Genomic DNA, 12,916 nt, shown 5'->3' with positions numbered 1-12,916 from the left:
TAAAGCGGCCCTTGCTTAGGGTTTAATTCTATTATATAATACATTTAATCTATTGGGTATTAAGGCAACGGAGCCTGTTTGAAGGATCAAACTCGCTTCGTTGCTTTTTTTATTGGAGATGAGTCAAATGCCATCGAAAATTATCATCAAACAATCGACAATTAGTGCCTTAATGGTAGGAATCTTTTTTCTTATTGCGATCTTGCTGGGAAGCAGTGTTGTTTACATGAGTTCAAGCATTAAAGATGAACAGAATGCCGAAAAAAGAAGAACAGAATTTAAACAACTGGGCATTGATTTAGCCAATGCTTCGGATTATTTAACGGATGAAGCGCGTAAGTATGCGGTAACCAATGATAAGACTCATATGAACAAATACTGGGAGGAGATCAACGTTACCAAAACACGGGATCATGTAATCTCTCGGCTGGCGGAACTACACTCTCCCAGTGAAGAAATGGCCTTGTTGGCTGAGGCGAAAAAGAATTCAGATGCCCTGGTGAACACGGAAAGACATTCCATGCGGCTTGTACTTAATGCTTTGCAGGAACCGGAGACGCAAATGCCGCCAGAAGTGGTTTCCTACAGTTTAAGCGCCGAAGATCAAAAGCTGAGTGCTGAGGAAAAGCTGGCTAAGGCACGGGACATCATGTTTGATGCTAAATACGATGCCGACAAGCGGAGCATTATGGACCCCATCGACAAATTTCAGCAGATTATGAATACCCGCTTGGAAGCAGAATTGGAAAGTGCCCGGAATGCCACCCAAAGGGCAGCGATCCTGCAGGCAATCTTGGCAGTTATTATTATTGGTGCGGTCGCGGTATTGCTGCGAATTCTCTTTACACAGGTGACGTTTCCCATCAGGAATTATACCGAATTGTTAAAAGTATTTTCCTTTAACAAGGAAAACTTCAGCTTGTTGGCGGAAGGCTCCCTGGAACTCAGATTGCTTGCCAATACCTTTAATGACTTATACCGGTCCTTTCAGGAGGAATTAGTCAAGCGAAAACACGCCGAAGAAAAAATGAAAACTGCTAAAGAAGAAGCCGAAAAAGCTAATAATGCTAAAAGTGAATTTTTGGCCAATATGAGTCATGAGATAAGGACGCCGCTGAATACAATTATCGGCTATCTCTATTTACTTGATCATACCGAATTTACGCTCAAACAGAAACAATATCTGCAAAATGTAAATATGGCAGCTAAGAGCCTATTGGGGATTATTAATGAAATTCTTGATTTTTCTAAGATTGAAGCCGGTCGGATGATTCTCGAAGTTGTGGAATTCAACCTATACGAGACAGTCAGGGAGATATGCAGTTTGTTTGAACTTGAAGCTCAGCACAAAGGCTTAAGTTTTCACTGTGAAATACAAGGGGATGTTCCGCGCTATGTAAAAGGGGATGTGACAAGACTCAAGCAAGTTCTTTTAAATCTCTTATCCAATGGAATTAAGTTTACGGACAAGGGAAAATTGGAAGTTTTAGTTGAAGGTATAAAAAGCGGCGGCAGCCAGGTTTACCTTCGTTTTAGTATTTCAGACACTGGAGTAGGCATACCTGAGGAACAAATGAAGCATTTGTTTGAGGTATTTACCCAAGGGGATGCCTCTACTTCCCGAAAGTATGGGGGAACCGGCTTAGGGCTGGCTATATGCAAAAAAATTGTCAGCCTCATGGAGGGGGAAATTAGTGTCCATAGTAGAACGGGAAAAGGATCAACCTTTTGGTTTACGGCAAAATTAGAAATCGCCGGTTATGTAGCGGCATCTTCTCAAAGCGAAAAACTAAACTCGCGGCTTTTTGCTGCTAAAAAACTTCTTTTGACGGAGGATAATCAGATAAATTTACAAATGACCCAAGAGATTCTCGAAAACCTTGGGTTTGAAGTTGACACAGCTCAGAGCGGTTTTGATGCAGTATCCCTGGTCGCAAGAACCCGTTATGATGTCATTTTGATGGATATTCGAATGCCCGAAATGGATGGCTATGAAACGGCCCGGCGTATCTTAGAACTTAAGGGTATAGATGCTCCGCCGGTTATCGCCTTATCGGCAGATGCTGTTGAGGGGGTTGCTGAAAGGGCCAAATCGGCAGGAATGAGCGGCTACTTAACGAAGCCCCTAAACCCTGGGAAACTGATTGAAGAGTTAAGAAACTTTCTGTACCAAGGATCAACTGAATCGATTGAATCGAGCGGATTGACGGAACAAGCCGTAATAGAAGAAGATAATTCGAATACATGGATAGATTTTAAAAGTGCTCTGTCGCGCTTACAAGGCAAGTGGGAAGGCTATAAGCATATCCTGGAGAGATTCCTGGCTAACCATAAAAATGACCATGATCAATTCAATCTGCTTTTGACAAAGGGTGATGTTGCTGGAGCCGAGCTGTTGCTCCACACACTTAAAGGGATTTCCGCAACGATTGGAGCGAATAAACTGAAGGAAGTATCCCTGGGTTTGGAAAATGTCCTAGGCAGTCAGAATGAAGAGATGATGGCTCAAGAAATAAGTCGGTTTGCCAAAGTCTTGGCGGCAACTCTGAAAGCTGCTGCCCAATTTGTTGCCGACTCTCCTCCGGAAGGAGAGGGGTTTTCTGTAAGATCTGTAGGCGATAAAACTGCTTATAACGAGCCGGCTAGACTCCTTAAGCTTCTGGAAGAGGGGGACGCTGAAGCGACAACTATGTTTACAGTTTGTCGGTCTTTTCTGAAGTCAGAGTTGAGTAGCCAGGACTATAACCAACTGAGTGAAGCAATTTTCACGTATAATTTTGAAGAGGCCGCAGTTCTGCTAAAGAAAGTTTTAACTCAAAATAGTGCGGCCCCGACAGCCTAGACAAGGAGGTCAGGCAAGTGTTTAAAGTCTTAATTGTTGATGATGATAAAGCCGTAAGGTACATGTTAAGGAGATATAAAAATTGGGCGGATTATGGATTTCAAATGCAAGAAGAGGCTTGTGACGGTAAAGAAGCCTTGCGAAAACTAGAAAATTGTCAAATTGATCTTGTCATAACCGATATAAGGATGCCGGGGATGGACGGGATAGAGTTTCTCAGCGAACTGCGGGAGCGGAAATGGGATATTTGCACCATTTTGCTGAGTACGCACAGCGATTTTGAATATGCCAAACAAGGAATACGCTTAGGGGCCTTTGATTATATGACTAAACCTCTGGAGGATGAGATTCTCAGCGAGGCTTTACAAAGAACGAAAGACTATTTGGAGGAAAGAAACCAACAAAGAATAAGGGCTGAGGAAGAACACAGGCTGATTGAAGAAAGCCTGACTCTTTTTTACCCTAAAAATCGAGAAGAGCGAATTGCAGATTTTATCCTCCAAGGAAATTGGGGAGCATTGACTGAAGCGGAAATGGCTTTTGCGGATTTAAGTAAGTTACTGGATCAAGACCTGTTTAAAACGGCAAAGTTACTGGAGATCATGCTTTTAAACTTAACCGGAACCATACTCCAGGAATATTCCTGGCTCCAGAAGGTTGAAAACGAGGCTCTTGACCATGTCCTTCAGGATACCCATTCTTTGAGTGCGCTGAAATCGGAGTTTCTGGACCGCATTAAAGAGTTGGTCAATGTGATAAAGAAATATGAGCTTCATCAGAGAGACAGTATGCTCAGAAAAGCCTGCCAATACTTAATTGACCATCTAGGCGATGATCTTACCCTTGAGTCAATTGCCCATGAGGTCCACGTGAGCAAAGACTATCTAGGGAAGGTTTTTAAACAAAAAATCGGAGTGAACTTTAATGATTACTCTACAAAGGTCAAAATGGAATATGCCAAGCACTTGCTTGGAACCGGCAAGTATAAGAATTATGAAGTGAGTGAAAAACTTGGCTACAGCAGTCCGGATTATTTTTGCCGACTATTTAAGAATCACACCGGTTTTACTCCTTTACAGTTTCGAAAGCTGGGAGGGTGAAATTTTTTTACCGCTTTTTTAGGGTGAAAAAAGCTGTTTTGTAAGGTTTGATTTCTCTTGGATAAATGCAAAAATGAATATAGTTTAACTGGCAAAGGCGCTGAGAAAAATGTTCTGTACCTTACGAGGTAGAGAAGACATTTTTTACAGCGCCTTTTTGCTTGGTTCGATAGCGCTATCGCAACTCATCAGCATTGATCAAGGCCAATCATGCTGTCTTAGCTCAAGGGGAGGATGGAAGATATGAAAAAGATTTTAGCGACGCAACTAAAAAAACGCCTAACGGGAGTAATTTCCCTGACACTTGTTGCCGGATTACTGCTAACAGGCTGTGGAGCCGCTCAAACTAGTCAACCGGCGGCAACTACAAGTTCAGGGAACACTTCAGGTAACACAATTAAAGTTGGAATTCTTCATTCCTTAAGCGGAACGATGGCTATTAGTGAAGTGTCGGTCAAAGATGCGGAAATGATGGCGATTGACGAGATTAACGCGGCGGGTGGAGTATTAGGCAAAAAAATCGAGCCGGTGGTGGAAGACGGCGCTTCAGACTGGCCTACTTTCGCTGAAAAGGCCAAGAAACTGTTGCAGCAAGATAAGGTGGCGACTGTCTTCGGCTGCTGGACCTCAGCCAGCCGCAAAGCAGTATTGCCTGTATTCGAAGAAAACAATGGCTTACTTTGGTATCCTGTTCAATATGAAGGAATGGAATCATCTCCCAACATTTTCTATACCGGAGCTGCGCCTAATCAGCAGATCGTTCCGGCGGTAGAGTGGCTGTTCAAAAATAAAGGCAAGAAATTCTTCCTGCTGGGATCGGATTATGTATTCCCCAGAACCGCTAACAAGATTATTAAAGCCCAGCTTAAAGATTTAGGCGGCGAAGTGGTTGATGAAGAATACACACCACTTGGGTTCACCGACTATAGTACCATCATTAACAAAATTAAAGCCACAAAACCAGATGTTGTTTTCAATACTTTGAATGGCGACAGCAACGTTGCGTTCTTCAAGCAGCTTAAGGATGCGGGGATCACTTCTAAAGACCTGACAACCCTTTCAGTAAGTGTCGCTGAGGAAGAAGTCCGTGGTATTGGCGCCGCCAATATGGCTGGGCAACTGGTTTCCTGGAACTACTATCAAACAACCGATACCCCGGAGAATAAAGAATTCGTGAAGAAATACCAAGCCAAATATGGGGCTGACCGTGTAACTGATGATCCGATTGAAGCAGCTTATGATGCCGTGTATTTATGGGCTGCGGCTGTCAAGAAAGCAGGCTCCACCGATGTGGATAAGGTGCGGCAGGCTGCCAAAGGAATTGAATTCCAGGCACCGGAAGGCCAGGTTAAAATCGAGGGCGAAAATCAACATCTATGGAAAACTGTAAGAATAGGTGAGGTTGCCGCCGACGGCTCGATTAAAGAGATTTGGAGCACCGGCAAGGCGGTCAAACCGGATCCTTATCTGAAATCCTATCCTTGGGCTAAAGGGCTCAGCAATTAGAAGAATTCATTCTCTTAAATGTTGGTTTAACGGTGCAGGCTTATCGTCCTCCGCCGTTAAACCCCAACCTTATAAGAAAACTTGGCAGGCGTCCGAAGACACTGCCTTCGCGCTTGTGAGTCTCTGGTGAGGGTGAACGTCTAGTTGCACTTATACTTCTAAAAGTATGAAGAAGGTGGTGGAAGAATGGGAACTTATCTCTTGCAAATTTTTAATGGAATCAGCGTTAGCTCTATTCTTATATTAGCCGCATTGGGTCTAGCCATTACGTTTGGTTTGATGAAAATCATCAACATGGCCCATGGTGAGTTCATTATGATAGGTGCCTATGTAACTTATCTCATGCAGAATCAATTCCTGCATTTGCCTAAAAGCTTATTCGGACTCTACTTTCTTTTGGCTATTCCTGCGTCGTTTATCGTTTCCGGGCTTGTCGGCTTTGTCCTGGAACGTACGGTTATACGGCACCTTTACAATAGACCGCTGGACAGCTTGCTGGCAACCTGGGGTGTTAGCTTAGTACTTCAGCAGCTGGCTCGCAATATTTTTGGCGCACCGAATGTTGATGTGAAAAGCCCGGGCTGGCTGGACGGTGGACTTGTTCTAAGCCAAGGGCTGCAATTGCCTTATAAGCGGCTGTTTATTATCGCTCTGGTCATTGTTTGTCTGCTCAGTATGTTTCTCCTGCTTTACAAAAGCAAAACTGGACGAAGAATCCGGGCAGTCATGCAGAACCGGGAAATGGCCGAGAGCATGGGGATCAATACCCGCAGAGTAGACGCTTACACTTTTGCTATTGGTTCAGGGTTCGCCGGAATTGCCGGCTGTGCTTTAACCTTACTTGGTTCAATCGGCTCTACCTTAGGGACGAATTATATTGTTGATACCTTTATGGTTGTTGTTCTGGGCGGAGTAGGAACCCTCGTGGGAACAGCGGCGGGGGGGCTTTTAATCGGGACGGCAAACACGACCCTTGAATTTTTGACTAATGCTTCTCTGGGTAAGGTCCTGGTCTTTATCTTAATTATTACCTTATTGCAGTGGAGGCCTAATGGGTTGTTCAATATCAGCAGTCGTTCTTTAGATGACTAAGGATGCTGATGATGGAAAGGGGGATGACAATGACTGAGGCCAATGTTCGAAATTCGCGATTTGATCTTCGGCGTTTAACAAAATCGAAAGAGTTGCTTGTGTTCGCTTTCCTTATTTTACTTTTAGTATTCGCTCCCTTATTTTTATCAATTTTTAGAGTCAATCTACTGGGAAAATTTATAGCGTATGCCATTTTGGCAATTGGATTAGATTTGATTTGGGGATTTACCGGTATTCTTAGTCTTGGGCATGGCGTTTTCTTTGGACTTGGAGCATATTGTATGGCCATGTACCTCAAATTAGAAGCCGCCCAAGGGAAACTGCCGGATTTTATGTCCTGGAGCGGCTTGGAATCTCTCCCCTGGTTTTGGAAACCCTTTACGAACAGCGCTTTGGCCATCGTCATGGCCATCTTGATTCCAACTGGGTTGGCCTTCGTAATTGGTTTTTTTACCTTTAAGAATCGTATTCGAGGAGTTTATTTCTCTATCTTATCTCAAGCCTTGGCTATTATTTTTAGTGTGCTTTTTGTTGGTCAACAGGCTTACACCGGCGGAACAAACGGTCTGACAAACTACAGGAGCATCATGGGTTTCTCTTTGTCAAGTGATACCACAAAGCTTACTTTATATTACATTTCCTTAGCTCTTCTTGTTGTGACTTATCTCTTCTGCAACTTTTTAGTTAAACGAAGAATCGGCAGGATCCTTGTCGCCATCCGGGACGGGGAAAACCGGGTAAGGTTCTCGGGGTATAATCCGGCAACCTATAAAATTTTTGTCTATTGTTTGTCTGCGGCTATTGCCGGTCTTGCCGGCGCTGTCTTTGTGCCTCAAGTCGGTATTATTTCCCCGGCGGAAATGGGCATAGTGCCTTCGATTGAAATGGTTATCTGGGTGGCGATTGGCGGTCGCGGAACATTGATTGGCGCTGTGATTGGGGCAATTTTGGTCAATGCTTTAAAAAGCGGAATCAGTGACAGTTTTCCGGATGTCTGGTCATACTTTATTGGTTTAGCTTTTGTCTTTGTTGTCTTGTTAATGCCCCAGGGGATTGTCGGATTGGTCAAAGAAATGGCTCGGAGATTTAAGCAACCCCCTAACCATACCGAGCACTTAAGCACGGATAAAGCGGCTTAACCCGCAGAACAACAGAATTGAAAGGCGGTGGGGACATGGATTCCATTTTGCAAATTGATAATTTAACGGTCAGTTTTAACGGATTCAGGGCTGTAAATCATGTTAAGACAGAGATTGAGAAAGGTGAGATTCGTTTTTTTATCGGACCCAACGGTGCCGGCAAAACAACGTTGCTCGATGCAATTTGCGGGCGGGTTAAGCCTCAATCCGGACAAGTGCTGTTTTCCGGTAATCTGGATGTCACTCGCTATTCGGAACACGAGATTGTCAATATCGGTATAGGGCGAAAGTTTCAAGTGCCATCCGTGTTTGCGCACATGAGTGTTTATGAAAATATGGAACTTGCGGTGGTCAAAGATAGGTCATTATATTCGTCAATTTTTCACAAACTGAACAATGAGCAACGGGAGAGAATTGAAGATATCTTAGTGACGATCGGCTTATATGAAAAACGCTTGAACACCCCCAAAGCCTTATCTCACGGGGAAAAACAGTGGCTGGAGATTGGCATGCTTCTGGCCCAGGAGCCTAAGCTTATGCTCTTGGATGAACCCGTTGCCGGTATGGGCCGTTCCGAAACGGATGTCACCGGAAAACTTTTGGAAAAAATAGCTCGAAATTGTACCATCATCGTGGTGGAACACGATATGGAATTTGTCAAAGATTATGCCACGAAGGTTACGGTCCTGCATGAAGGAGCGATATTGGATGAGGGAAGTGTCTCTGAGGTTCAGAGCAATCAAAAGGTAATCGATGTATACCTTGGACGGGGTGGGGAAGGCGAATGCTTGATGTAACAAAACTTGAGGCCAATTATGAAGAAAGCATCATTCTAAATAATGTCAATTTGCAGGTTTCTAAAGGGCAGGTGGTCTGTCTTCTCGGACGTAACGGGGTGGGCAAGACGACTTTCTTAAAAAGTATTATGGGCTTGGTTCGTACCCCTAAAGGAAGCATTAAATTTAACGGCCGGGAAATCATTGCGGAACCTACGTATTTTAGGGCTCGGCAAGGGATTAGTTATGTCCCTCAAGGGAGGGATATTTTTCCCCAGTTATCGGTTCAGGAAAATCTATTGCTTGGCCTTGAGGCCCTTGGCGGTAAGGGAAGTATTGATGAAACGGTTTACGACCTGTTTCCGGTTTTAAAAACCATGCTGCAACGAAAAGGGGGAGACTTAAGCGGGGGGCAGCAGCAGCAGCTGGCGATTGCCAGGGCCTTGGTAGCTAAGCCAAAATTACTGATCCTCGATGAACCAACGGAAGGAATTCAGCCTTCTGTGATTCAAGAAATCGGCCGGGTCATTAAACAATTGAGACAGGCAGAGGGCTTAACGATCCTGATTGTTGAACAGTATCTGGACTTTGCCGTGGAGGTTTCCGACTATTATTATGTCATGGAAAAAGGGCGCATAGAGGCCAAAGGTTTCACTCGGGAAATCAATAAAGAGGAAATTCAGAAACTCCTGGCCATTTAAATTCAGATCAGAAAGGGGGGGTAGGGGATGCATCTTAGTCCGGCCGAAAAAGATAAATTATTAATTTATACTGCAGGACAGGTGGCGCGTGACCGCTTAAACCGGGGCCTAAAATTGAATTATCCGGAAGCCGTGTCCTTGATCAGCGCCGAACTCTTGGAACGAATTCGGGAGGGTTACAGCGTTGCCCAGCTCATGGAACTGGGGCTAAAGATCTTAAGGCGTGACCAGGTTATGGAAGGGGTCCCGGAAATGATTGAGGAAATTCAGGTTGAGGGAACCTTTCCCGACGGGACGAAATTGGTGACCGTTCATCATCCGATCCTTTAGATTCAGGTTTGGGTTTGGAGATAAGAATAGGTTTTTTGTTAAAGGAGGTAAACGTTAATGATACCGGGAGAGGTTAAATTGGCTGAAGGCATTATCGAGGCCAATCAAGGGCTAAAAACAGAAACCTTAGTTGTTGAGAATGCCGGGGACCGGCCCATCCAGGTGGGATCCCATTTTCATTTTTTTGAAGTGAACAGGTATTTAATTTTTGCGCGGGCTTTAGCCTGGGGCATGCGTTTAAATATTCCCTCAGGGACCGCAGTTCGCTTTGAACCTGGGGAAAGCCGCAAGGTAAACCTTGTTCAATTTTCGGGCAAAGGGCCTTGGTTGGGAGCCAATAACTTAAGTTCCGGCTGTATGGACAAGTCGGCATGTATAGAGCGGGCTCGAGAGCAAGGGTTTAGCCAAATCGGAATTTAGGCAATCCCAGCAAGGATGAGAGCCTTCTCCCGGGCTTGTCAACAAAATCATCCGTGCGGATCATTTTGCCGACATGTCCCGACGAGAGAATATGAGGAGGAATGGAACTGTGACATTGAATATGTCCCGTCGTCAGCATGCCGATATGTATGGACCAACCACTGGCGATAAAATTCGTTTGGCAGATACGGAATTATGGTTGGAAGTAGAAGATGATATGACCAGCCCTGGTGATGAAGCCAAATTTGGCGGTGGCAAGGTTATTCGCGATGGGATGGGCCAGGACCCTCAAGCTTTGAACGAAGCTATGGATACAGTGATCACCAATGCCGTAATTATCGACCATTGGGGTATTATCAAGGCTGACATTGGGATCAAGGAAGGTCGGATTTATGGCCTGGGCCGAGCAGGAAATCCTAAGACAATGGCTGGAGTTAACCTTCCGATTGGAGCTGGGACCGAGGTGATTGCCGGAGAGAACTCTATCGTTACGGCAGGCGGAATTGACAGCCATATTCATTTTATTTCTCCGCAGCAAGTTGAGACGGCCATTGCTTCCGGCGTTACAACTATGCTTGGAGGCGGAACCGGCCCGGCAGCCGGAACGAATGCTACCACCTGTACGCCGGGGGAATGGAATATGTACCGGATGCTGCAGGCTGCTGAAGCCTTTCCAATTAATATGGGCTTTTTCGGAAAAGGGAATAATTCGCTGCCCGAACCTTTGATAGCCCAAGTAAAAGCCGGGGCCATGGGTCTTAAACTGCATGAGGATTGGGGATCGACTCCTGCCGCTATTGATTGCTGCCTCAAGGTTGCCGACGAATATGATATTCAGGTCGCCATCCATACGGATACCCTGAATGAAGCAGGATTTGTCGAAGATACCATTGCTGCCATTGGCGGGCGGACGATTCATACCTTTCATACCGAGGGAGCGGGAGGAGGCCATGCTCCGGATATCATTAAAGTAGCCTCATTGCCTAATGTCCTGCCATCTTCAACGAATCCTACCCGGCCGTTTACGGTGAATACCCTGGAAGAACATCTTGATATGCTCATGGTATGCCATCATCTCGATAAACGAGTTCCGGAAGATATTGCTTTTGCTGATTCCCGCATCCGGCCGGAAACCATTGCTGCTGAGGATATTTTACATGATTTGGGCGTTATTTCCATGATGTCTTCGGATTCTCAGGCCATGGGGCGGGTTGGCGAAGTGATCATCAGAACCTGGCAAACGGCCCATAAGATGAAGCTGCAGAGGGGTTTCTTAGAATCTGAGAGCGGAGAGAACGATAATAACCGGATTAAGCGCTATATTAGCAAATATACTATTAATCCTGCGCTCACCCACGGAATCAGTCATACAGTTGGTTCGGTTGAAAAGGGTAAATTAGCGGACCTGGTACTTTGGAATCCGAAGTTTTTCGGGGTAAAACCAAGTATGGTGATCAAGGGAGGGTTTATTATGTATGCCGCCATGGGTGATGCTAATGCTTCCATTCCCACACCTCAGCCGGTGATCCAACGACCGATGTTTGCTTCCTTTGGGCAAGCAATCGCCGCCTGTTCCTTAACGTTTATATCTCAGGCAGCGGATTCGGAAAAACTGGCCAGGGAGTTAAAGCTGGCAAAACAACTTGTTCCGGTGAAAAACTGCCGCAATATTGGGAAGGCCGACATGAAGCATAACTCGGCGACACCGCAGATTTCAGTGGACCCTGAAACCTATCAAGTGACTGCCGATGGAGAGAACCTGACTTGTGAGCCGCTAGAAGTCCTGCCTTTGGCTCAGCGTTACTTTATGTTTTAGCATGGGAGGAGTTCTAAGCTATGATAGTTACGAAAGTGGTAGGTAAACTGAGAGACTTGGAAGAAGATCATCAGCATGGAAAAGAAGCTTTAACTGTTGAACAGGTCTTCCTTTCCTGGGATGAACTTCAGAAGAGAATCCTGCGCAAGACATCAGATGTGGGCCGGGATATTGGAATCCAACTGGGGAGCGGGCATCTGCATCCTGGGGATATTCTTTACCGGGAAGATGGCCACGTCATTGTCGTAAGGGTAAAGGAAGAAGCGGTCTTGCTTGTTCCGGTCCGGAATATGAAGGAAATGGGTTTGGCTGCCCATGCCATCGGCAATATGCATGCGCCTATCGAGGTGAAGAGCGATTCTTTGCTGACTCCTTATAATTCGGTACTCGTTGAACAGCTGACCAAGCTGGGTTTATCCCCAGTAAAAGAGGACCGGGCTTTCGCACCATGATGGAAAAGTTTTCTTTGGAAAAGGGACTGCGCTTGATGCAGCTGGCAGATTCCTCCTTTCCTTCAGGAGGCTTTACCCAATCTTTCGGATTGGAAACTATAATTCAGCGCGGGGACATTAATAGCAAGGAAGAATTAAACCGCTTTATGCAGACGTTTCTCTATTACACTTGGCGGCCTACGGATTTACTCGCCGTAAAACTTGCTTGGGATGCTGCCCGGCAATCTGATGGGCAGCGGCTTGCTTTATTGGACAGACGATTAAATGCTCTAAAATTGCCCTCGGAAAGCCGTGCGGGCAGTCACAAGATGGGGAAGAGGCTGCGCCAATTACTTATGGAAATTGATGCTGATTATACTGTTGACGTAAGTTTCCCCTTTGGTCATCATGCTATTATTCTGGGACATTATGGTGCCAGCGCTAAAATCGAATTACCCTTGCTGCTGGCTGCTTTTGCGCATATGAGTACTGCATCTCTGATTGCCAACGGTGTGCGGGCTGTCCCGTTGGGACAAACAAGCGGGCAGCAGGTGCTTGCGCAGCTTCAACCCTTGCTCAATACTTGCATCCAATGGGCAGTTGCCGCTACGGAAAAGGATTGGGGCGGCAGTGCACCGGCCTTCGATTGGGCCGCTATGGCCCATGAACAATTATATTCCCGGATCTTTATGTCTTAGGCTGTCTTAGGCCCTTACAGAGCTTTTTGAGAGCTTCATAAAAAACTTGATAAAAGGAGGATTTC

At 45.5% G+C, this 12,916-nt stretch carries 12 protein-coding genes; all 12 read left to right on the top strand.

All coding sequences use genetic code 11. From position 1 onward, the window contains the following. The first annotated feature begins 127 nt into the window (after positions 1–127). The 12 genes from DEAC_RS09680 to DEAC_RS22180 all read left to right on the top strand — a co-directional run bounded on the left by DEAC_RS09680 (position 128) and on the right by DEAC_RS22180 (position 12,851). On the top strand, positions 128–2,842 hold the full coding sequence (locus DEAC_RS09680) for a hybrid sensor histidine kinase/response regulator (RefSeq protein WP_242847117.1): 2,715 nt from the start codon (positions 128–130) through the stop codon (positions 2,840–2,842). A 17-nt stretch (positions 2,843–2,859) separates the two neighbouring features. Beyond that, a complete protein-coding gene (locus DEAC_RS09675) occupies positions 2,860–3,942 on the top strand; it encodes a response regulator (protein ID WP_047809859.1) in 1,083 nt (360 codons plus the stop codon). A gap of 243 nt (positions 3,943–4,185) precedes the next feature. Beyond that, positions 4,186–5,448 (top strand): urea ABC transporter substrate-binding protein, encoded by a 1,263-nt coding sequence (urtA, locus tag DEAC_RS09670; RefSeq protein ID WP_047809858.1) that lies wholly within the window; start codon positions 4,186–4,188, stop codon positions 5,446–5,448. Between the two features lie 186 nt (positions 5,449–5,634). Continuing rightward, positions 5,635–6,540, top strand: coding sequence for an urea ABC transporter permease subunit UrtB (gene urtB / locus DEAC_RS09665; RefSeq protein WP_047809857.1), 906 nt, complete (start codon positions 5,635–5,637; stop codon positions 6,538–6,540). Between the two features lie 29 nt (positions 6,541–6,569). Next, positions 6,570–7,679 carry an urea ABC transporter permease subunit UrtC gene (urtC, locus tag DEAC_RS09660; protein ID WP_083996039.1) on the top strand — a complete coding sequence of 370 codons (1,110 nt, stop codon included), beginning with the start codon at positions 6,570–6,572 and terminating at the stop codon, positions 7,677–7,679. A 35-nt stretch (positions 7,680–7,714) separates the two neighbouring features. Next, positions 7,715–8,476 (top strand): urea ABC transporter ATP-binding protein UrtD, encoded by a 762-nt coding sequence (urtD, locus tag DEAC_RS09655; RefSeq protein WP_047809856.1) that lies wholly within the window; start codon positions 7,715–7,717, stop codon positions 8,474–8,476. After that, positions 8,464–9,156 (top strand): urea ABC transporter ATP-binding subunit UrtE, encoded by a 693-nt coding sequence (gene urtE / locus DEAC_RS09650; protein ID WP_047809855.1) that lies wholly within the window; start codon positions 8,464–8,466, stop codon positions 9,154–9,156. The genes urtD and urtE overlap by 13 nt, the downstream gene beginning before the upstream one ends. Positions 9,157–9,183: 27 nt before the next feature. Beyond that, the gene (locus tag DEAC_RS09645) at positions 9,184–9,486 is read left to right on the top strand and encodes an urease subunit gamma (RefSeq protein WP_047809854.1); all 303 of its coding nucleotides are present in this window, start codon (positions 9,184–9,186) and stop codon (positions 9,484–9,486) included. Between the two features lie 57 nt (positions 9,487–9,543). Next, on the top strand, positions 9,544–9,906 hold the full coding sequence (locus DEAC_RS09640) for an urease subunit beta (RefSeq protein WP_047809853.1): 363 nt from the start codon (positions 9,544–9,546) through the stop codon (positions 9,904–9,906). Between the two features lie 109 nt (positions 9,907–10,015). Continuing rightward, complete coding sequence (ureC, locus tag DEAC_RS09635) at positions 10,016–11,722, top strand: urease subunit alpha (RefSeq protein ID WP_047809852.1); 1,707 nt, start codon at positions 10,016–10,018, stop codon at positions 11,720–11,722. Between the two features lie 20 nt (positions 11,723–11,742). Continuing rightward, the gene (locus DEAC_RS09630) at positions 11,743–12,174 is read left to right on the top strand and encodes an urease accessory protein UreE (protein ID WP_047809851.1); all 432 of its coding nucleotides are present in this window, start codon (positions 11,743–11,745) and stop codon (positions 12,172–12,174) included. Then, the gene (locus DEAC_RS22180) at positions 12,171–12,851 is read left to right on the top strand and encodes an urease accessory protein UreF (protein ID WP_053006361.1); all 681 of its coding nucleotides are present in this window, start codon (positions 12,171–12,173) and stop codon (positions 12,849–12,851) included. Before DEAC_RS09630 ends, DEAC_RS22180 begins: the two co-directional genes overlap by 4 nt. Positions 12,852–12,916 lie beyond the last annotated feature (65 nt).

It is taken from the genome of Desulfosporosinus acididurans (assembly GCF_001029285.1).
GTDB lineage: Bacteria > Bacillota > Desulfitobacteriia > Desulfitobacteriales > Desulfitobacteriaceae > Desulfosporosinus > Desulfosporosinus acididurans.
Note: the sequence above shows the minus strand (reverse complement) of the source record. Positions and strands in the feature narration are given on the sequence as shown.

Excerpts from the sequence above, each read along its gene's own strand:
- DEAC_RS09680 (WP_242847117.1), top strand. The coding sequence starts at position 128 with ATGCCATCGAAAATTATCATCAAACAATCGACAATTAGTGCCTTAATG.
- urtA (WP_047809858.1), top strand. The coding sequence starts at position 4,186 with ATGAAAAAGATTTTAGCGACGCAACTAAAAAAACGCCTAACGGGAGTA.
- urtB (WP_047809857.1), top strand. The coding sequence starts at position 5,635 with ATGGGAACTTATCTCTTGCAAATTTTTAATGGAATCAGCGTTAGCTCT.
- urtC (WP_083996039.1), top strand. The coding sequence starts at position 6,570 with ATGACTGAGGCCAATGTTCGAAATTCGCGATTTGATCTTCGGCGTTTA.
- urtD (WP_047809856.1), top strand. The coding sequence starts at position 7,715 with ATGGATTCCATTTTGCAAATTGATAATTTAACGGTCAGTTTTAACGGA.
- urtE (WP_047809855.1), top strand. The coding sequence starts at position 8,464 with ATGCTTGATGTAACAAAACTTGAGGCCAATTATGAAGAAAGCATCATT.
- DEAC_RS09645 (WP_047809854.1), top strand. The coding sequence starts at position 9,184 with ATGCATCTTAGTCCGGCCGAAAAAGATAAATTATTAATTTATACTGCA.
- DEAC_RS09640 (WP_047809853.1), top strand. The coding sequence starts at position 9,544 with ATGATACCGGGAGAGGTTAAATTGGCTGAAGGCATTATCGAGGCCAAT.
- DEAC_RS09630 (WP_047809851.1), top strand. The coding sequence starts at position 11,743 with ATGATAGTTACGAAAGTGGTAGGTAAACTGAGAGACTTGGAAGAAGAT.
- DEAC_RS22180 (WP_053006361.1), top strand. The coding sequence starts at position 12,171 with ATGATGGAAAAGTTTTCTTTGGAAAAGGGACTGCGCTTGATGCAGCTG.